Source organism: Alcaligenes faecalis, assembly GCF_009497775.1.
In the GTDB taxonomy this organism is placed as follows: Bacteria; Pseudomonadota; Gammaproteobacteria; order Burkholderiales; family Burkholderiaceae_B; genus Alcaligenes; species Alcaligenes faecalis_D.
In genome coordinates, this window is the sequence record NZ_CP031012.1 from 1,392,467 (window position 1) to 1,410,810 (window position 18,344).

Genomic DNA, 18,344 nt, shown 5'->3' on the forward strand with positions numbered 1-18,344 from the left:
CGTACTTCAAATGGAAGAGGAAGTTATGCAACACGTGCGCCGTTTTACCCCTAGAACTTTGCTGGGCAGCCTGATGCTGGGCGTGGCTTTGCTCTCGGGTTGTGCCAGTACTGGCAGTAGTTTGCTGGGCGGTGCCCAGGCCGATGACCGCCTGACAGAGGGTCAGGATGCGAAATTCTTTAGCCGTTCGGGCTTTCAGGCGTGTGCCGGTGCCGCAGCCGTGGGTGTGCTGGCTTGCATGCTGTCGAACTCCAGCAATAAAGCGGCTTGCGCGATTATTGCGGGTGTGGCCGCTTGCGGTGTGGCCATGGGTACCAACTACTATCTGGACCAGCGCCGCACGGAATACGCCAATACCTCGGATCGTCTGGCTGCCATGCAGCGTGACGTAGAAGCCGATACGGCCAATATCATTGAGCGCACCAATACGGCTCAACAAGTGATTGCTGACGACAAGCGGCAGATTGCTGAAATCGAAAAGCACATGAAAGAAAAAACGATGGAGAAAAAACAGGCCGAGAAGCAATTGGCCCGTATCGATAAAAATATCGATGTTCTGAATCGTGATCTGAAAAACATGAACGAAAAGGTTAGCCTGTACCGCGATGTGGCCGAGGCTGAACGCAAGGACGGTGGCAAGAAGTCCGAAGTCCAGCGCCTGGACCGTCAGATTGACCAAATGAATGTGAAAGTGGCCGTGCTGCAAAAAGAAGTAGACGACCTGTATTCCATGCGTTCCGCCGTTACTTTGGGTTAAAGAGTTTCTTATGCGAGTATTTCTGCGTTGGACCCCCTTGGCAGCCAGCCTCTTGCTGGCCGGTTGTGCCACCACCATGAGCGAATGCGACCCCTCTGATCAGGACGCCGGCTTTTTCACCAAAATCAGTTGCGACACCTCGGGTGCCTATCGCCAGCATATTGATGCGCGCGAACAGGGCTTGTTGAGCGCACAGGAAGCCAATGCGCTGTTTCATCAGGTCTACAAGGATATTCAGACCCAGCAAAGCCTGAGCAAAGCCAGTCTGGCCCAGCAGCGTCAGGCCCAGACGGCCCTGAACCGTTCCATGGGGCAGTTGGTGCGCAGCTTGCAGGCCAGCAAAGGCAAGGAAGCCGGTTTGCAGAACCAGCTCAAGGACCTGGATAAGGGCCTGAAAGACGTGAACCGCTCTACCGAAGACAATAGCTCGGCCGCGATCGCCCAGAAGCAGCAGCAATTGCAGAAGCTGCAAAAAGACGTCAGCCGCCTGCAGTCCAGTTTGGGTTACGACGAGTAAAAGCCTATGCAGCGTGTCATTCTTGATTCGATTGGACCATCCTCGGCGTATCAGCAGCATCAGCATGCGCTCAATGTGCTGAAACGCCAGGATGAACCCTTAACGCATCTGTTTTCCACCTATCAGGCTGATGGTTCCGACACCACCGCCTGGTGGACGGGCATGCAGGGCCAGGCCGTGCCAAAAAGCAGCTTGTCTGCGGCACAGCAACAGGCTCTGGATGCGCGTTACCAGCAATCGCTGGACCGGATCGAGGTCCTGAGCCGCCAGTTGCAAGAGCAGGGGGCGACGCAGGACGCGCAAGCGCTGCAAGCCTTGCTGAAAGATGTGTCGGCCAAAGGGGCGGTGTACAGCGTAGGCGGCAAGCCTTTGCTGGTCATGAGCGAGAACCCGGCGCTATCGCCCGAACCCTTGTTCGAGTCCTATCAGAAGCGGGTGGCACCGCCACCGCCTGTACCTCCTGTGGTGCCTGCGGCAGCAGCCGTGGGGGCAGGGGCTGCAGCGACGACCGTGGCCGCCTCCAAAGGTCGTCCGTGGCTATGGTTCTTGTTGGCCGCTTTGCTGGCTTTATTGCTGGCCCTGTTCTTGTCCTGGTGGTTCAAGTGGCCTCCGGGCTGGTGGGACAAGGAGGTGGTGCCGGTAGAGCCACCCGCCGTGGTCAAGCCTGATCCTGTGGTGGAAGAGCCTGTTGTCCCTCCAGCGCCGCCTCCTGAAGAGCCGGTGGTGCCTGTTCCTGAACCGGAACCCGAGCCAGTCAAAGTAGAGCCTGTGCCCGAGCCCGTGGTGGAAGAGCCGCCTGCGCCTCCTCCTGCACCGGAGCCGCCGCCCAAGCCCGAGCCACCACCGAAACCCAAGCCTGAACCCAAACCCAAGCCGGGCCCCAAGGTGTCGTCTGATCCTAACTTTGTGTGTGCTCAGGACGAGAAGGGTGAAGTGCTCAAGCCCGAGGTCTACATCATTTTTGATTCCTCCATGTCCATGTTGCTGAGCGTCGATGCCAAGATCCAGGACGAGGAGTGGTTCTTCAGTCAGGATCTGGACGATATGGGTTCCTGGAGTGATTACGCGACCCAGCGTGCTCAAACCCTGTTCCGGGGCACCTCGCGTATCGATGCGGCGCGCAGTGCTTTCTCCAGCATGGTGGACAGTTTGCCGGCCGGACAGGATCTGCACTTGGTGACCTTCGCACAGCAGTGTGCTGCGCCCAATTACCAGGGCCGCTTTACGACTGCACAGCGTGGGCGCTTGAAGAACCTGATCCAGAATATCGAGGCCAAGGACAGTACTAATCTGGTGCAGTCCCTGAATCTGGCTGCCAGCCGGGTGGATGGGGTGAACCGGGATGCCTTGATCGTCTTGTTCGTGGATGGCAATGACGGTTGCGATCAGGATATTTGTGCCGTGTCGCGCAGCATTGCTCGTGCCAAGCCACGTTTGCGCATTAACGTGGTGGATATCACCGGGCAAGGTTTGTCGGCTTGCGCAGCTACGGCAACCGGTGGGGTCACGCTGGCTCCCAAGCAGTCTGGTCAGATTGCCAAAGCCCTGCGTGATGCCACAACGGACTTTGTGAAGCGCGCCGAGCAGGCTTGCAAGTAAACATCGTTTGACCTTGTGCCGTGATCAGCCTGGGTTCGCCCAGGCTGATTCGTTTCTGGACAGGCAGAAAAAGACAGGGTGACAATAATGACCTGAACTTTGTGTGAACTTGCCAAGGGGGCTGAGGTCGGGCTCTGTCCGTATGGACCGTAAGTGACGCCAAGCTCGTGATGAGATTTCTGTGACAGAACGGGAGGTCTGAGGCTTGGAATCGTTTTCCCCGAGACTTGGCTCCGCACTATTCAATACCGCTTTTGCGCTGAACTACGCATAGACTGTGGAAATGTCTACATCATCCTCTCGCCCTGACTCGCCCGAACGCCGTCTGCGTCGCATGAAGCGCAGCGCATTGGCTTTGCTGGTGCTGACTATCTGCCTGTTCCTGCTAAGCCACGCCATGATGCGGCAGGGCGAGGCGGCACCTGTCGCCGGATTCTGGCCCTGGTTGCGTGCCTTCAGCGAGGCCGCCACTGTCGGTGCGCTGGCTGACTGGTTTGCCGTCGTTGCCCTGTTCCGCCACCCGCTGGGCCTGCCGTTTCCACATACCGCCATTATTCCCAACAAGAAGAACAGCCTGGGTGAAAGCCTGGGCGTCTTTGTGCGCGACCACTTTCTGGATTCAGCCATGTTGCTGGAAAAGCTGCGCAGCCTGGACCCGGCCGCGCGTCTGGGGCAGTGGCTGTCGCAACCTGAGCAAAGCGAACGTGTCAGCCGTGCCTTGCAAACCGCCATGGGCGAGGCCCTGCGATTGCTGGATGAGCGCAGCGTCAAACAAGCGCTGACGGATGGGGTGCGTGGCTACCTGATGCGGGTGGATATGGCCGGTTCCAGCTCCCAGATTCTGGGGCTGCTGACGCGCAATGCCCGCCACCAGCGCTTGCTGGATGAAGTCTTGCAGCAATTGGGTGGCTATCTGTCCAACGAGGCGGTCAAGCAGCGTGTGGCTGATGTATTGGTGCGCTACGCCCAGCGTGAATGGCCTAAGCTCCTGGCTATGGTCGGAGTAGTGACTTCGGTAGACGAGCTATCCGGCAAGATGGCCGATCGTCTGGCGCGAGCCCTGGTGGACGAAGTGCAAACCATTTTGAGTGAGCCCGAACACCCCTTGCGCAAGGATTACGAGCAATGGGTACACGACTATATTCAGCGCCTGGGCCAGGACCCGGACTTGATGGAGCAGGTAGAAGCCATCAAGCAGCGCTTTTTGCACCATAAAGATGTGGGTGAATACATTGATGGCGTCTGGACGGATGTGATGCGTGTTGTGCGCAATGATCTGGCCAAAGAGGATTCGTCTGTCGCGGCCCATCTGCGCCAGGTAGCGCAGGACTTGGGTACACGCTTGAATACCGATGCAACGCTGCGTGACACCCTGAATGAGCACATGCTGTCCGCAGCAGCGGGCTTGGCCGAGCAATTGCGTGAAGGGGCCAAAGACCATATCTCGCGCACCGTGCGTCAATGGGATGACAGGCAACTGGTGCGCGAGCTGGAACTGACGGTAGGCACGGATCTGCAATACATACGCTTTAACGGTACGGTAGTAGGCGGCCTGGTTGGCGTAGGCCTGCACGCGATCCTGTTATTGGGTCTGGTCTGAAAAGACAAGCAGACCGGAGTTATCCGAGTGCCTGGGCCGGGCTTGGCAAACGTGGCAGCGCATTTCAGATCAGAAGTAGCTGAATCCAAGGCCTTGCCGAATTGGGAATATAAAGGGGTGGGGGCAGCGAGACGTTCAGCTCTTTGCCCCCAATGCTTTTCTATCAGGCAACTTTCAGCAAAGGGACTGGTTCCTGGGTGGCGTTCGGGTCGGGGACATAGGTGGATCGGCCAGTCACCCCCGTATTCAGAAGCTGAATGGACAGTTTCAGCTCTTGTGCCTGACGGCTGAGTTCATGAACCGTCACCCCTAAATTACGGGCCAGATCGGCGTTGTCGTTGGTATCGCTGTCCATGGTGGAGACAGCATCGTTAATCTGCGCCAAACCGCTGGCTTGCTCGTTGGAGGCCGTGGAAATTTCGCTGATCAGATGCGTCACGTCCGAGACCGATTGCATGATCTCGTCCATGGTGGAACCAGCCCGTTTGGCATGATGGGCGCCGGTTGCCATGCGTTTCAAGGAATCTTCCACCAGGTTCTTGATCTCCCCGGCGGCCTGCGCACTTTTCTGCGCCAGACTGCGGACTTCACCGGCCACCACCGCAAAACCCTTGCCTGCTTCACCGGCACGGGCTGATTCCACGGCGGCATTCAGCGCCAGGATATTCGTCTGAAACGCCAGCCCTTCAATAATCGACACAATATCGCCAATGCGCTCAGAGCTATTGTGGATGTCCTGCATGGTACTGACCATGTCCTGAACCACTTCGCCCCCACGCCTTGCGGTAGACAGGCTTTGGTCGGCCAGCTGATTCGCCAGTCTGGCATTGTCCGCGGTCTGCTGAACATTCATGGTCAACTGCTCCATATTCGCGGCCGTGCGCTGCAAGGAACCGGATTGGGCGGCGGTACGGTGGGATAGCTGGCGGTTGCCGTCCTCAATCTGTGTGGATACATCCAGAGACGCCTGAATGCCCTGATGCACATCACGAGCAAGGCTCAGCAAGCTCTTGCGCATCATGTCCATGTAGAAATACAGCTGCGCAATTTCCTGGCTGCGGGTGTGTTGCGGGTTCAGGTCGATCAGCAAATTGCCCGTCGCGATTTGCTGGGCGATATGGGTGGCGCTGTGCAGGGGTTGCATCATGCGCTGGGTCACAATCCAGCCGTAGGCCAAAGTGGCCAGACTGACCACACCCAGGGATGCCAGCCCGGCTGTCAGATAGGTGCCGGATGCGCCGCTGCCCAGTAGCAAACCAGCGCTTAACGTTACCAGGCCGCCCGTCAGAATCCCGAAGCGTAGCAAGCTGGCGCGCAGGCTACGGTTCAAGGGTTGGAGCAGGGTGTTCAGGGCAGAGCGCCAGCCTCTGGCTTGCAACTGGCCTTCATGCAGACGAAAGCCGCGTAAGCCTTGCTGCTGAATGGAGTGGTACAGATATTCTGCTTCCTTGATCTCTTTGGGCTGGGCGCGTACCCGTACCGAGGCATAGCCATTGACGCGGCCGTTTTCGATTAAAGGAATGACGCGCGCCTTCACCCAGTAAAAGCCGCCGTCTTTGCGGCGGTTCTTGATTAGCCCCGACCAGGATCGTTGTTGCTTGAGGGTCTGCCATAAATCCTGAAAAATCACGGCCGGCATGTGGGGGTGACGCACGATATTGTGGGGTGCCCCGATCAGCTCATCATGGCTGTAGCCGCTAACCTCGATAAAGACCGGATTGGCGTAGATGATGCGCCCCTTCAGGTCTGTTTTGGAGATTAAATAGGTTTTTTCGGGTACCTGTGTTTCATGAGACGTAATGGCTTGGTTTTCACGCATGATCTGGCCCTGTTAAAGACGTAGGCGGAAAAGGACAGATCATTATGTTGCATATTGACTCAATTTTGTTACTTGGTATTTGTATTAGAGTCTAAATGTGTCACCGTAATGACAAGCAAAAGCCAAGGTTTCAGAGCAAGGTTCCTGTGGTCTACTGCCTTGATTTTATTATTGATTATTATTTTTGAGCATTCAGGGTATCAAAATCGATCCCAGAATTATTGTTTTGTCTAGCTGTCAGTTTTGTCAGGATCGGCAGAGTCGCTGCCGATCCTGATTTTATGGTTTAGCGGCGAATCGCTTCCAGACGGGCGTTCGCTGTTTTGGCACTTTGTGCCTGAAAGGGCTGCGTGTTCTGGTAAGACAGCACCTGCATGGTCGGCGCCTTGCTGAGCTGAGCCAAAGCAGGAGCACTTTGGGCTGCTTCGACAGAGCCGGTATTCAAGGCCTTGATGGCATCAGCCAGCTCGGAGGCTTCAGAGGCCAGATCGCTCATGGTATTGCCCAGATCCTGCACCAGGGCCGCGTTTTGCTGGGTGACCCCATCCATCTTGGCCATGGCTTCGTTGATCTGATCCAGGCCGCTGGCTTGTTCAATCGAAGCGGTGGAGATCTCGCCAATAATATCCGTGACGCGTTTAACCGAGTCCACGACCTCGCCCATGGTGTCGCCCGCGCGTGCGGCCTGTTCGGCGCCCACAGCCATACGGCTTACCGACGCATCAATCAGGTTCTTGATCTCGCCTGCGGCTTGCGAGCTCTTCTGAGCCAGACTGCGCACTTCACCAGCCACCACCGCAAAGCCACGGCCTGCCTCACCGGCACGGGCCGATTCCACCGCCGCGTTCAGCGCCAGAATATTGGTCTGGAAGGCAATACCTTCAATCACGGTGACGATGTCGCCAATACGGCGCGAGCTGTCGTGGATGCCTTGCATCGTCTGCACCACTTCATTGACCACATCGCCGCCACGTTGCGCAATCTGCATACTGGCATCGGCCAACTGGCTGGCCTGATTGGCGTTGTCGGCGTTCTGGCGTACGGTTACCGTCAGCTCTTCCATGCTGGCGGCCGTTTCCTGCAAGGACGCGGCCTGATCTTCGGTACGCGAGGCCAGGTTGGTATTGTTCACTTCCAGAATGCGAGCAGCATTGATGGAGGCATCAATCCCGGCGCGGGCATCGCTGGCAATCCCCACCAGACTCTTGCGCATCAAATCCAGGCAGAAGTAGAGCTGACCAATTTCCGAATTGCTCTCGCTGGAGTTGATATCAATATCCAGCTGCAAGTTGCCGGTGGCAATTTGCTGGGCGATCAGGGAAGCCTGGTCCAGAGGGCGGATCACACGTTGAGCAATCAGCCAGCCGTAACCCATCATCACGGCGCTGGCCAGACACAAGCCGCCTGTCAGCCACAAACCCGAGCCTTGAGGGACGCCACCTGTCAGGGCGAAGTACAGGGCGGTGCCGGTCGTGGCCAGAGCCAGGGCACCCATACGGAACAGGCTGGCACGTAGGGAATTGCTGAAAGGACGGCGCAGCTGACTCAAGGCCTTGCGCCATCCAGTAGGCACGGCACGGCCTTCATGCAGGCGTACACCTTTGGCGCGGCCTTCATTGATGGCGGCGTACAGGCTTTCGGCCTCGTCGATCTGTTCCTGGCTAGGTTTCACGCGCACCGAGGCATAACCGGCGACGGTGCCATTTTCATAAATAGGCACCGCCATGGCGTAGACCCAGTAAAAGCCACCGTCCTTGCGGCGGTTCTTTACCACGCCCATCCAGGGGCGCTTGCTTTGCAAGGTGTCCCAGAAATCCTGGAAAGCCTCGGGCGGCATGTCGGGGTGACGGACCAGGTTATGGGCCTTGCCAACCAGCTCCTCGCGGGTGAAGCCGCTGATCGCAATAAAGGCCGCATTCGCGTAGGTGATCCGACCTTTCAGGTCGGTTTTTGAAATAAGGTACTGATCGGCCCGGACACGAACCTCGTCCTGGGTAATGGGGAAATTCTTACGCATTCATCATCCTGGAGGAGAACAACAAAGGGGACGCGGGGGGCCGTCAAGCCCGCATGGGCCATGCAAAAAAGAGGCATAGGCTTCTGTCTGTCCGTGTTCGACCTGAATTGTCAGAAACCTTCTATTTTTGCGAATGGCGGAGCAGAACAAAGCGTGAAACTGTTGACTGATCCGGCCTCTGACTGAGCGCTTGCTTGTCATTTCTGGCAAACACATACAGTTCAAACGCTTAACGGCAGCCAGGCGAATTTCTTTAGGCTTAGATGTTCATGGGTCATAATTTGATCATCTGAAAATAATGTACCCACTGTATTTTCGGATACGGCCCCTGCCGCCCGCCGGAGCAGGGCGGGCCTCGCTTATAATCCGCCAGACGCGCGCTGGCGCGATTCAGAAGGAGAATATGTGATCGATACGCAGGAACCTGTAGTCAGTGCTGAACTGGTGGCTGTTTTAGTGGCTGTCAGCGACGGCGAGCCTCGTGTCTTGACCACGGATGCCGGCCAAGCCTTGCCCGCCGGGCCGTTTCAGCACACGCACCGTTCTTTGCAAACGGGGCTGCGCGATTGGGTGGAAACCCAAACCCATCACCCGGTGGGGTATGTGGAGCAGCTGTATACCTTTGCAGACAGGGATCGTTTTGACGCGCAGGGTACGCGTATTGTGTCGGTCAGCTATGTGGGGCTGACGCGCGAAGTGGGCCAGCCGGATGTGGCCCAAGTGATCTGGCAGGACTGCTACCGTTACTTCCCGTGGGAAGATCGGCGGGATGGCGCGCCCAATATCATTCAGGAAACTATCGTGCCTGCTCTCCTGAACTGGTGCGAGCAGGATGAATCCTTGCGTGCCTTGCGTCGTCAGCGCGTCAATTACAGTTTCGGCCTGGAAGGGGCGATCTGGAACGAGGACTTTGTCTTGCAGCGTTACGAGCTGCTGTATGAAGCGGGTTTGTTGCCCGAGTCCTGTCGCCGTCGCCAGCGTGAACAGCAGGAGTTGGGTAAGCATTACGAGCTGGGTCTGGGCATGCGCCACGATCACCGTCGTATTCTTGCCACCGGCCTGGCGCGTTTGCGCGCCAAAATCAAATACCGCCCCGTGGTGTTTGAATTGATGCCGCCCGAATTCACCTTGCTGCAATTGCAGCAGGCTGTGGAAGCCCTGGCAGGGCGGGGACTGCATAAGCAGAACTTCCGCCGTTTGATTGAACAGCAAGCACTGGTAGAAGAAACCGGCGCCATGAGTGTGGGTGGCTCAGGCCGGCCCGCCAAGCTGTTCCGCTTCCGTGGTGACGTTTTGTTTGAACGGGCGATCTCGGGCAGTAAATTGCCGTTGGCGAAACAAGCACGTTAAAAACCGGGCCTATGGCTTGACAGTGCTTATGCTCAGGAATAGCATAAATACACCGTGCCATTAGGCCTTATTTTTAGCGATTTAAATACTCATAATGAGCATAATTAATGCCCCCGAGCCGACAGTACAAGCTGTAGAGACACGAGCTCACCGTATTCCTTCCTTGCCTGACGTCATTCTGGAACCCTTGGTGCGCGCCACCTTGCAAGAAGACCTGGGTCGCGCCGGTGATCTGACAACGGACTCCATCGTTCCCGCAACAGCGCGTACGCAAATGCGTCTGGTTGCCCGCGAAGAAGGCGTATTGGCTGGCCTGGATCTGGCTCGTCTGGCTTTTACCTTGCTGGACCCGACGCTGCGCTTTGAAGCGCAACTGCAAGATGGCGATGCCCTGACTCCGGGTGCACAGATTGCGGTCATCAGCGGCTCGGCCCGTTCCATGCTGACGGCAGAGCGTTGCGCCTTGAACTTCCTGGGGCATTTAAGTGGCGTGGCATCGGCCACCGCTTCCATCGCTCGTGCAATTGCACCTTATGGCACTAAAGTCACCTGCACCCGCAAAACCATGCCCGGCCTGCGCGCCGTGCAGAAATACGCGGTTCGAGTCGGTGGTGGCAGTAACCATCGCTTTGGTCTGGATGACGCGGTACTGATCAAAGACAATCACATTGCCGTGGCCGGGGGCGTCAAAGCCGCTGTGGAAGCGGCCCGTGCCTATATCGGCCATCTGGTTTGCATCGAGGTGGAAGTCGATACCCTGGAGCAGCTGGATGAAGTGCTGGAATTGGGTGTGGACAGCATTCTTCTGGACAATATGGACACCGCGACCTTGACCGAGGCTGTGGCCCGCGTCGCAGGCCGTGCCAAAACAGAAGCCTCTGGTCGTATCACTCCAGAAACAGCCGTAGAAATTGCCCGTTGCGGTGTAGACCGAATTGCAGTGGGTTGGATTACGCACAGTGCCCGTGTACTGGATATTGGTCTGGATGCTTGAGTAGAGAAACGTGTTGGCTGTAATGGCGGGTTTTCAGGTGGGTAAGCGGGCGGCAGCAGTCGCCTTGCTGGGAATGGTAGCGCTGGGTTTGAGCAATCAGGCGGCGCAGGCAAGGGAGGAGGCGGCCGAGCAGGCTGTGAAGTATCCCGTCAAGCCGATTACCGTGATCGTCACCTTTCCGCCTGGCGGCGGGACCGATTTGCTGGCCCGCAAACTGGGCCCCAGACTGGAAAAGGCGTTGGGCCAGCCCGTCATTATTGACAACCGACCCGGTGCCAGCGGCAATATCGGTGCGCGCGCCGTAGCCTATGCCCGCGCCGATGGCTATACCTTGCTGATGGCCAACAGCTCCTTTGCCATCAACCCTGGCGTGTTCCGTAACCTGGGCTTTAAGCCTAAAGAAGACTTTGCGCCGATCGCCAATATAGGCTTTGTGCCTTCCGTGATCGTGACGGGGCACGGCTCGGATATTCAGAATCTGGAACAAGTGCTGGAGCAGCAGTCCGAACCAGCCTTGGCCTACGCATCCTGCGGAAACGGCACGCCCCAGCATCTGGCCGGGGAAATGCTCTACGACTTGCGAGGCACGGCCTTGCTGCATATCCCGTATCGTGGCTGCGGCCCCGCATTGAATGATGTCGTCGCAGGCCAAGTGCCTTTAGGCATCGTGACTTTGTCCAGTGCCGCTACCTTGATCGAGTCCGGGCATTTACGTGCCCTGGCCGTCACCTCTGCCCAACGCAGCCCTGTCTTGCCTAAGGTGCCAACCGTGGCCGAAGTCAGTCATAGCGATTTTGAACTGGACCAGTGGCATGGTTTGCTGGCGCCATCCCACACGCCTGAACACATCATCAATACGCTGAACCGCGTTGTGCAAAAGGCGCTGACAGACCCGGCCATGCAATCGCAATTGCTGGCATTGGGCTATACGCCACAAGAAGGCAATGAATCAGCGCAAGCCAGTGGTTTCAAGGCCATGATCTGGAATGACATCGACCGTTTTGGGGCCTTGGCTTACAAGATTGGTTTGCAGGTGGATTAGGATGGGGCTTGACTGGTCACCCAAGCAGCTATTTAGAAGAAGCTGTCCTCACTGGGCGCCTCAGGAACAGGCTGGGTCGCAAACCAGTGTTTTTCCAGCAGCAGAGTATGAGTTAAACCATCCTTGCTGCAATTGGAATCGATCTCGATCTGGCCGCGCTGGCTGCCATCTGCATTGAAATTATCAGCTTCGACTTCGGCAGCGGCGATATAAGCTTGCAGGTTCAGATCAGGCTGACCACGATCCAGAACAAACTGACGAATCGCTTCAGTGCCTAACTCATTAAGGGTGTAGGTGTAGTTCATGGCGTGCTCCTGATTATTGACCTTGATAATACGGGACCATATGCCTGAATCCTAGCACGCTGAGGGGCGATGTCGGATAGCAAAGCGTTACGGGTTTTCGCGATAGAAAACGAAACACGCTTGTGGACGATGTAAGGCCAATAAAAAAACAGCTATGCGCGAATCTGCACATAGCTGCTATAGCTGCTCTATATAGAGCCTCCTTCCTGAACCTGCTTAGAAGCTGCCAAAAATCGTACCCAGCGTAATCACCGTGATCAGCGCAAAGATAGGAGCGGCCATCGTCACCATGGCGATATTGCCGTAGGACTGACGGTGGTTCAGCTTGCAGATGGACAGCAAGGTAATGATCGCGCCGCAATGGGGCAGGGTATCCAGACCACCCGCTGCCATCACCGCCACACGGTGGAGCAGTTCAGGGCTGATGCCAGCCTGCTGGGCCATCGCCAAATAATCCGAACCCAGCGTCTGCAAGGCAATACTCAAACCGCCCGAAGACGAGCCGGTAATCCCGGCCAGTGTCGTCATGGCCACTGCTTCCGAGATCAGCGGATTGCCCGGAGCTACGTTCAGCACAAAGTCCCGAATAATCGCAAAGCCGGCCAGGCTGGCAATCACTGCACCGTAACCGACTTCAGAAGCGGTATTGAACAAGGGCAGCATAAAACCAAACACGCCTTTATTAATGCTCTCGCGCAGGCTTTTCCAGTGACCCAGGCGGCTGATGATCAGCACCAGATTCGCCGTAATCAAGGCAATGATCAGTGCCCACAGACCCGTAATCTTGGCAGGATCAACCTGAGGGAAACGCTCGGCCATGAACTCGAAGTTTGTGCCGGGGAAAATCCCATAGGTGAACAAGGCATTCACGCCAATCACCAGAATCAAAGGCAGGATAGCCAGGAAGATAGGCATGGGCTTCTGACCATGCGTGCTGTCCTCGGCGCTGGCATCAAAATGATCCTGGCCGTGATCACCATAGGTTTCGCCCTTGGCTGCGGCTTTGCGCGCACGTGACTGCAACCACCACAGACCGCCTAAAGCCATGATCAAACCACCAATAATCCCCAGTCCAGGCGCGGCAAACACGTTAGTGCCGTAGTAAGGAATAGGAATCGCGTTCTGAATGGCAGGCGTGCCTGGCAGCGCGGTCATGGTGAACGTAAACGAACCCAAGGCAATCGAAGCAGGAATCAGACGCTTGGGGATGCCCGCAGCACGAAACAGATCTTTGGCAATCGGGTAGATGGCAAAGGCCACCACAAACAAGGACACACCACCATAAGTCAGTACGCCGCACACCATCACAATGGTGGCAATAGCATGACGATGCCCCAGCTTGCGCGTAATCCATTGAGCAATCGCCTGAGCCGCTCCGGAGTCTGCCATCAACTGACCAAACAAGGCACCTAACAAGAAGATGGGCAAGAACTGAAGCACATAGCCGCTAAGCGCGCTCATGAAAGTGGAGGTGTAGATGGGCAACAAAAAACCGGAGTCCCCCGAGAGCAGCACAGCCAGGGTGGCCATCAAGGGGGCCAGCAACAGAACCGTCACCCCCCGATAAGCGAAGAACATCAGCAGCAAAAGCGAGACAACAATAGCAAGCGTACTGGCCATAAACAAAGTTCCTGTGGAAAGTCCGGATCACGGACGTCAGTCAATTAACAAGGACGGATCAAACGCCAAGCAGGCAGTGTAGCAATAGGGGATGACAAACAGGCTTGATAGGGCGCAAGGGGGCAGAGAAGGGGGGATAGGTTGTTTGCTTACTTTTCGTATCATTTTTTTGGGCGGAGGAAGAGAGCCTGGGAAAGGGTAAGCTCAATGAATACAAGGGCTTAGCGTTTTCATAGGAGAGAATCATCAAAAAGATGAAAAAAGATCGAGATAAGTGCTTGCTAAAAGACGAAACCTTGCTATAATTTCTTCTTCGGCGCATTAGCTCAGCAGGTTAGAGCGACGGAATCATAATCCGCAGGTCCCCTGTTCGAATCAGGGATGCGCCACCAAGATTTAAGCGGCTCACAGCAATGTGAGCCGCTTTTTCTTTGCTCCGCAGTTTTTGCCCTGCTCCGCAAAATCTATTTGGTAGGGCCTACCTTGTCACCGCGACGGTTCCGAACATAGTGCTCAGTCATGGTTACCGACTTGTGCCCAAGCTGACGTTGTGCCTGGCGAATGTCACCAGCGCTATCTGCTTTGTCTGTGCCCGCTTTTGCACGCAGGTCACGGAGTTGGAACTGGTTTTTCGGGATACCCGCAGCTTCGCGGGCCCTGTCAAACCTACTCCGTAGTGCCTCGGCCCCTAATGGCTGGCCGCTTTCATTCACGATGAGTCGGGTACTGGTTACTTTGTAGGCCGCTTTACGAGCACGTATCCGTTTCAGAACGGTATCCAGCATCCCCTCGATTGTGATCCGTAAGCGATGGCCGGTTTTACCTTGCCGCAGCTCTAGCGCCCCATCTTGAATATCTCGCTCATCTAAGGCCAAAGTGTCTGCAGGACGCTGCCCAGTTACATACATTAAGTCCATAGCATCTCGAAGAGGCTGGTCTGCTTTCTGGTGTACAGCGGCGTAAAGGTTGTCCTCGACATAGGTGTCTCGCCCCTGCTCTTTCGTTTTTCTAACTCCAGTACTGGGATTGGGCGCGGCAGTTAGACCAATCTCTCGCGCATAGTTAAAGATATGGCTAAATAGAGCCAACTCCCGATTCGCTCGTATGCCGCCAGCTTCGACTGGAATGGGCCTGTCACGCTCTTTTAGCCAGGCCTTCGTTTTTTCGATTCTCCAAGTGCGATATTGCCGGATGTGTTGCGGCTCAATTAAATCGAGCGCGGCGGGCGGGTTGTCGAAGAACTCATACAAAATGTCCAGTTCAGTGAGATTGTCTTTACGGGTGCGCTGTGCTTTCAATGGCAGGACGTCCCGCACATAGATCAAGGCGGCGTCGCGGAATGTAGCGGTAGAGGGCGGCACCTTGGCGTCAGCCTCAAGCTCAGCCCATTTTTGTACTGCAGTAAGGTAGTCTGAGCCCAGTGGGATCTCTTTTCGCGGCTTTCCCCCTGTATCGTAGTAGTAGAACACTCGTCCAGACCTCTGGACCCGTCGCCGCATTCTTGGCGGCAGGTTTTTGTTGGTAGAGGGCTTTCTCCCCATGCCGTTTTATCCTCCTGTTAAGACACTAGGTTGCCAAGCGCGTACAGGCTTAGGGTCACCGCCAGCCGTGCGACCCTCTATAGCGGCGCGAGCTACTATTGGTCGGCCACGCGCATTTTCAAAAAACGGGATACCGGATGTCCGCAGCCATTGAACCTGCAATTGCTCCCTATGTAGCAGATGCCCGCTGATTCGTTTGCCCTTGTTGATTCCTGTGAGCTCTGCGACTTCAGCAGGCGTGAGGAACACATCTGCTCCCATATGCCCTCCCATTAAAAACCCGCCACGGGGGCGGGTAGATTCCAATCTTTGGCCGTAGCAGCCAGTATTTCCAAAATTCGATCATTCATCAGCGGGCCTGTCGAAACTCCTGCAAGAACCGCTGGCGGAACTGCTCAGTTGTGAGCTCGGTAGTCAGCTTCGTCATGTTTTCCGGGTTATTCATCCAGTTCCACATCCGCGTGCTGAGCATTTGAGCGCCGGTGATTTGACGCTGCAGCTCATCGATTTCGCAGGCGACGCAGGTGCGGCCGCGATGCACTTGGGCTTCACTGTGTTTCTCACAGCTGTAATTCATGTCTTTTTCCTGGTCAAAGAATTAAAGGGGAAGGCTGTCCACCCATTTGAGGAACAGCTCCCATAGTGTTTTGCGTCCGGCTTCAGCGGCCTCGGGGGAAATGCTCATGCTCCAGGCTCCTTTTCGGCCGGGGCCTGGCGCAGCATCTTGAGCAGTGCTGTCCGGTATTCTCCAAGGCTTACATAAGAGATAGCGGACGCATCGCAGGCAACGAAGGCCTCAATGTTGGCCAGGGTTCTTTGTTGCTGGTCAATCCGGCCAGCTGCTTCGAGCATGATTGCTGTGGGCAGCACCATGCCCTCAACAGCAGGCCCGCTAAAGTCTCGCCAGCCAAACTCGGGCTCGCCATTGGCCTGGATAGGCCCCATCGGATACTTACAGCGCAAGCGATGAGTGAGGTCATCCGTCATGGCGTTTGCTCTCCTGGGTCCGTGATCGGGGTGAGCTCATAGTCGCAGGAGTAGTGCCAGTCATTGCCGCTGAACCCCTCGTCGGATAGCGCCTGCTCGTGTTCCTCGTCGCTCTCAAAATCCTCACGCTTTGGCCGTAGCACCACCTTTTTCGGAACGGTGTGGTGAGTGATCTCTCCTGCAACGACTTGCACAACACTCTCGCTCCAGCAGTCGTCCAGATACCCTTGGATTGCGTCTTCGGCGTCAGCGTTGCGCTCTTCGGCTGTGCGGTAATACCGCATGCCATCCCCTTCAAGGTCATGAAGGAAGAAGCGGTATTCTGGTGTAGGGGAGTATTTGAAGTCAGTCATGGCTGCTCCTTTCGGATTAACTTAACTCGCACCTTGCGGTACTTGGATTTGGGTTTTCGCGAGAACCAGAGAGCCAGCAAGTAGACGACGGCTACCCCCATCGTGAACCCGAGCCCCGGCAGGAAGCCATCAAGAAATTTGCTCAGCATCACTAGGTAATTGAACTCAATGCCGAAGAGGGTGACGGTCATTGGTTTGCCTCCTGTGCGTCAGCAGGCACAGAGTCACCATATTTGCTGGAGACGGATGCACGCATAGCGGCGATAAGAGGGGTTTCGCCATAACCATATCTGGGGGCCAAGCCATGGCGATCTGAGTCGATGCGTGCGCTCCAGCTCTCTCGCTGCCAATGCTTTCTTAGCTCAATGGCTTCGCGCTCAATGATCGGGCCGCCATGCTTCCAGTCGCTGCTCGGGCTGTAGAGCGTGTTCCCATCAGTTTGGACATGCTCCACAAAAACAAAGCCGCCTTTCTCTGTAGGTCCTACACGGCGAAGCTTCGGATTATTTAGTCCTGCAGCTCGCGCCACCCAGTAATTCAGATCAGCTCCTGTTAGTTCAGATATTTTTTTCATGTCTGTTCCTTATGAGCTGCGTCGGCTATCAGAATTTCTCGCTGGTTGTTTGAGCATAGGTCGTCCCGGCCTTCTACAATTCCGTACCACCGAAGGAGCGCTTGTCCGTCGCGCATGATGGCCTTCCAGCACTTCCCAGGGTAGACGCCAGTAGGCATGGAGCGGGAGTAGTCCGCCAGGGCGTCGAACTGCCTCTGCGTCATGATCGCGTGCGTATCGTCTATGAGAAAGCCGGCGGGGTCTGGTTGCGACCAATGCCGGCCCAATGAGTCTGTGATTGGCGGGATCATATTTGCCCCTCCTTACGGGCTGCGTCCACCAGGCGGCAGGCGCGGTTGTATCCAATGCCCAATCGGTTTGCCAGTCCAGCAGGATCAGAGACGCCGCAATCTTTCACCAGCCAGTCTGCTGCGCCTTGCAGCGGGTCTGCAGGCACCTTGTTGATGTCCCGGCTGGATGGAAGCATGTGATACGCCAAGGCTGCGACCTTGCCGAAAGTTTCAGCCCGCAGTTCTTCCTGAATGTCGTCGGGGTGGGGTTCGCCGGTGAGATGGCCGATTTCGTGGGCCAGCATGTGAATCAACAAAGCGCGGTCTACGTCTGGAGCGGCCCACACATGGATTTGGTTTGTGTCGGTGTCGGCACATCCCCAGCACTTCTGATCGCGTATGGCCTGGATCTCTTGTTCGTAGGTCAGGTCAACCTTTTGTCGTTCTTCGGTTTCACCTACCATTGCGCCTTCGATCAACTCCTCATAGGTCAATCCGTTTTCAATGGCGGTTTTCTCCCAGAAGATGCGATGTACTGCTTCTGGTGTGTCATGCCATTGGATTGTGAGCTCGGGCAAGTTTCCGGGGTTTCCGGATGGTTTGATCATTTTCGTGGCGTCAGGTAAATGGTCGAGTTGTCCGGTAATACCGGATAACTGAGCGGGGGCGAGTGCGGCGCGTGCGGATTTCAGCCACGGGTCACTGGCCTCCATCACATCAACAGGATCGCACTGTCCACCTAAGTCAAGTATCCTGTCCCGACCATTTTCCAACAGATTTACGTAGCCCCGGGTAAGATCACGCAGGGCTTTGCTTAGGTCAGCACCGCTTACAGGTTGCTGCGCGGCAGGCCCCTTTAGGTGCTTGCGCCAAATGGTCGCTGGCTCTTTGATCTTTGCTTCGATTTCTTCAATGCAATTGCAGTTCATGTTTTTGCTTCCCATCCGTTCTCACCCCAGACCACACAAGAGCGTTCCAGCTCATGGCACAGGGATGCATA

General features: G+C 56.2%; 19 protein-coding genes and 1 tRNA gene. 8 read left to right on the top strand and 12 right to left on the bottom strand.

Annotation, left to right across the window (positions count from 1 at the left end; genetic code table 11):
* Positions 1–25 precede the first annotated feature (25 nt).
* From DUD43_RS06330 to DUD43_RS06345, 4 genes are all read left to right on the top strand, one after another.
* Complete coding sequence (locus DUD43_RS06330) at positions 26–757, top strand: hypothetical protein (RefSeq protein ID WP_153229588.1); 732 nt, start codon at positions 26–28, stop codon at positions 755–757.
* 10 nt (positions 758–767) lie between these two features.
* On the top strand, positions 768–1,274 hold the full coding sequence (locus DUD43_RS06335; RefSeq protein ID WP_153229589.1) for a hypothetical protein: 507 nt from the start codon (positions 768–770) through the stop codon (positions 1,272–1,274).
* Positions 1,275–1,280: 6 nt separating this feature from the next.
* The gene (locus DUD43_RS06340) at positions 1,281–2,873 is read left to right on the top strand and encodes a vWA domain-containing protein (protein ID WP_153229590.1); all 1,593 of its coding nucleotides are present in this window, start codon (positions 1,281–1,283) and stop codon (positions 2,871–2,873) included.
* A 283-nt stretch (positions 2,874–3,156) separates the two neighbouring features.
* Positions 3,157–4,473 carry a DUF445 domain-containing protein gene (locus DUD43_RS06345; RefSeq protein ID WP_153229591.1) on the top strand — a complete coding sequence of 439 codons (1,317 nt, stop codon included), beginning with the start codon at positions 3,157–3,159 and terminating at the stop codon, positions 4,471–4,473.
* Positions 4,474–4,636: 163 nt separating this feature from the next.
* Here DUD43_RS06345 and DUD43_RS06350 read toward each other — a convergent pair whose 3' ends face one another.
* Together DUD43_RS06350 and DUD43_RS06355 are read right to left on the bottom strand one after the other, a co-directional pair.
* Positions 4,637–6,292 (bottom strand): methyl-accepting chemotaxis protein, encoded by a 1,656-nt coding sequence (locus DUD43_RS06350; RefSeq protein ID WP_153229592.1) that lies wholly within the window; start codon positions 6,290–6,292, stop codon positions 4,637–4,639.
* A 286-nt stretch (positions 6,293–6,578) separates the two neighbouring features.
* Positions 6,579–8,309: a PAS domain-containing methyl-accepting chemotaxis protein gene (locus DUD43_RS06355; protein WP_153229593.1), complete on the bottom strand. Its 1,731-nt coding sequence runs from the start codon at positions 8,307–8,309 to the stop codon at positions 6,579–6,581.
* 405 nt (positions 8,310–8,714) lie between these two features.
* Here DUD43_RS06355 and DUD43_RS06360 point away from each other — a divergent pair, with 405 nt between their 5' ends.
* The 3 genes from DUD43_RS06360 (at position 8,715) to DUD43_RS06370 (ending at position 11,695) form a co-directional block, all read left to right on the top strand.
* Complete coding sequence (locus DUD43_RS06360) at positions 8,715–9,659, top strand: NUDIX hydrolase (RefSeq protein WP_153229594.1); 945 nt, start codon at positions 8,715–8,717, stop codon at positions 9,657–9,659.
* Between the two features lie 94 nt (positions 9,660–9,753).
* Positions 9,754–10,653: a carboxylating nicotinate-nucleotide diphosphorylase gene (gene nadC, locus DUD43_RS06365; protein ID WP_045931712.1), complete on the top strand. Its 900-nt coding sequence runs from the start codon at positions 9,754–9,756 to the stop codon at positions 10,651–10,653.
* A 22-nt stretch (positions 10,654–10,675) separates the two neighbouring features.
* Positions 10,676–11,695, top strand: a complete 1,020-nt coding sequence (locus tag DUD43_RS06370; protein ID WP_153231559.1) for a tripartite tricarboxylate transporter substrate binding protein — start codon at positions 10,676–10,678, stop codon at positions 11,693–11,695.
* A gap of 32 nt (positions 11,696–11,727) precedes the next feature.
* Here the strand turns inward: DUD43_RS06370 and DUD43_RS06375 are convergent, their stop codons facing one another.
* Both DUD43_RS06375 and DUD43_RS06380 read right to left on the bottom strand, forming a co-directional pair.
* The gene (locus DUD43_RS06375; RefSeq protein ID WP_060186879.1) at positions 11,728–12,000 is read right to left on the bottom strand and encodes a hypothetical protein; all 273 of its coding nucleotides are present in this window, start codon (positions 11,998–12,000) and stop codon (positions 11,728–11,730) included.
* 216 nt (positions 12,001–12,216) lie between these two features.
* Positions 12,217–13,620, bottom strand: coding sequence for a GntP family permease (locus DUD43_RS06380; protein WP_153229595.1), 1,404 nt, complete (start codon positions 13,618–13,620; stop codon positions 12,217–12,219).
* 315 nt (positions 13,621–13,935) lie between these two features.
* Between DUD43_RS06380 and DUD43_RS06385 the strand changes: the two genes are divergently transcribed.
* Positions 13,936–14,012, top strand: a tRNA-Met gene (locus DUD43_RS06385).
* Positions 14,013–14,084: 72 nt separating this feature from the next.
* Here the strand turns inward: DUD43_RS06385 and DUD43_RS06390 are convergent.
* The 8 genes from DUD43_RS06390 to DUD43_RS06425 all read right to left on the bottom strand — a co-directional run bounded on the left by DUD43_RS06390 (position 14,085) and on the right by DUD43_RS06425 (position 18,288).
* On the bottom strand, positions 14,085–15,089 hold the full coding sequence (locus tag DUD43_RS06390) for a tyrosine-type recombinase/integrase (RefSeq protein WP_228125915.1): 1,005 nt from the start codon (positions 15,087–15,089) through the stop codon (positions 14,085–14,087).
* A 78-nt stretch (positions 15,090–15,167) separates the two neighbouring features.
* Positions 15,168–15,434: a DUF4224 domain-containing protein gene (locus DUD43_RS06395; RefSeq protein ID WP_322742799.1), complete on the bottom strand. Its 267-nt coding sequence runs from the start codon at positions 15,432–15,434 to the stop codon at positions 15,168–15,170.
* A 76-nt stretch (positions 15,435–15,510) separates the two neighbouring features.
* Complete coding sequence (locus DUD43_RS06400; RefSeq protein ID WP_153229597.1) at positions 15,511–15,738, bottom strand: hypothetical protein; 228 nt, start codon at positions 15,736–15,738, stop codon at positions 15,511–15,513.
* Positions 15,739–15,842: 104 nt separating this feature from the next.
* A complete protein-coding gene (locus DUD43_RS06405) occupies positions 15,843–16,148 on the bottom strand; it encodes a hypothetical protein (RefSeq protein ID WP_153229598.1) in 306 nt (101 codons plus the stop codon).
* Positions 16,145–16,501: a hypothetical protein gene (locus tag DUD43_RS06410; RefSeq protein WP_153229599.1), complete on the bottom strand. Its 357-nt coding sequence runs from the start codon at positions 16,499–16,501 to the stop codon at positions 16,145–16,147. Before DUD43_RS06410 ends, DUD43_RS06405 begins: the two co-directional genes overlap by 4 nt.
* Positions 16,498–16,692, bottom strand: coding sequence for a hypothetical protein (locus DUD43_RS06415; protein WP_153229600.1), 195 nt, complete (start codon positions 16,690–16,692; stop codon positions 16,498–16,500). Before DUD43_RS06415 ends, DUD43_RS06410 begins: the two co-directional genes overlap by 4 nt.
* Complete coding sequence (locus DUD43_RS06420; RefSeq protein WP_153229601.1) at positions 16,689–17,075, bottom strand: phage protein NinX family protein; 387 nt, start codon at positions 17,073–17,075, stop codon at positions 16,689–16,691. Before DUD43_RS06420 ends, DUD43_RS06415 begins: the two co-directional genes overlap by 4 nt.
* 286 nt (positions 17,076–17,361) lie before the next feature.
* Entirely contained in the window at positions 17,362–18,288 is a 927-nt protein-coding gene (locus DUD43_RS06425) for a hypothetical protein (protein WP_153229602.1), read from the bottom strand.
* Positions 18,289–18,344 lie beyond the last annotated feature (56 nt).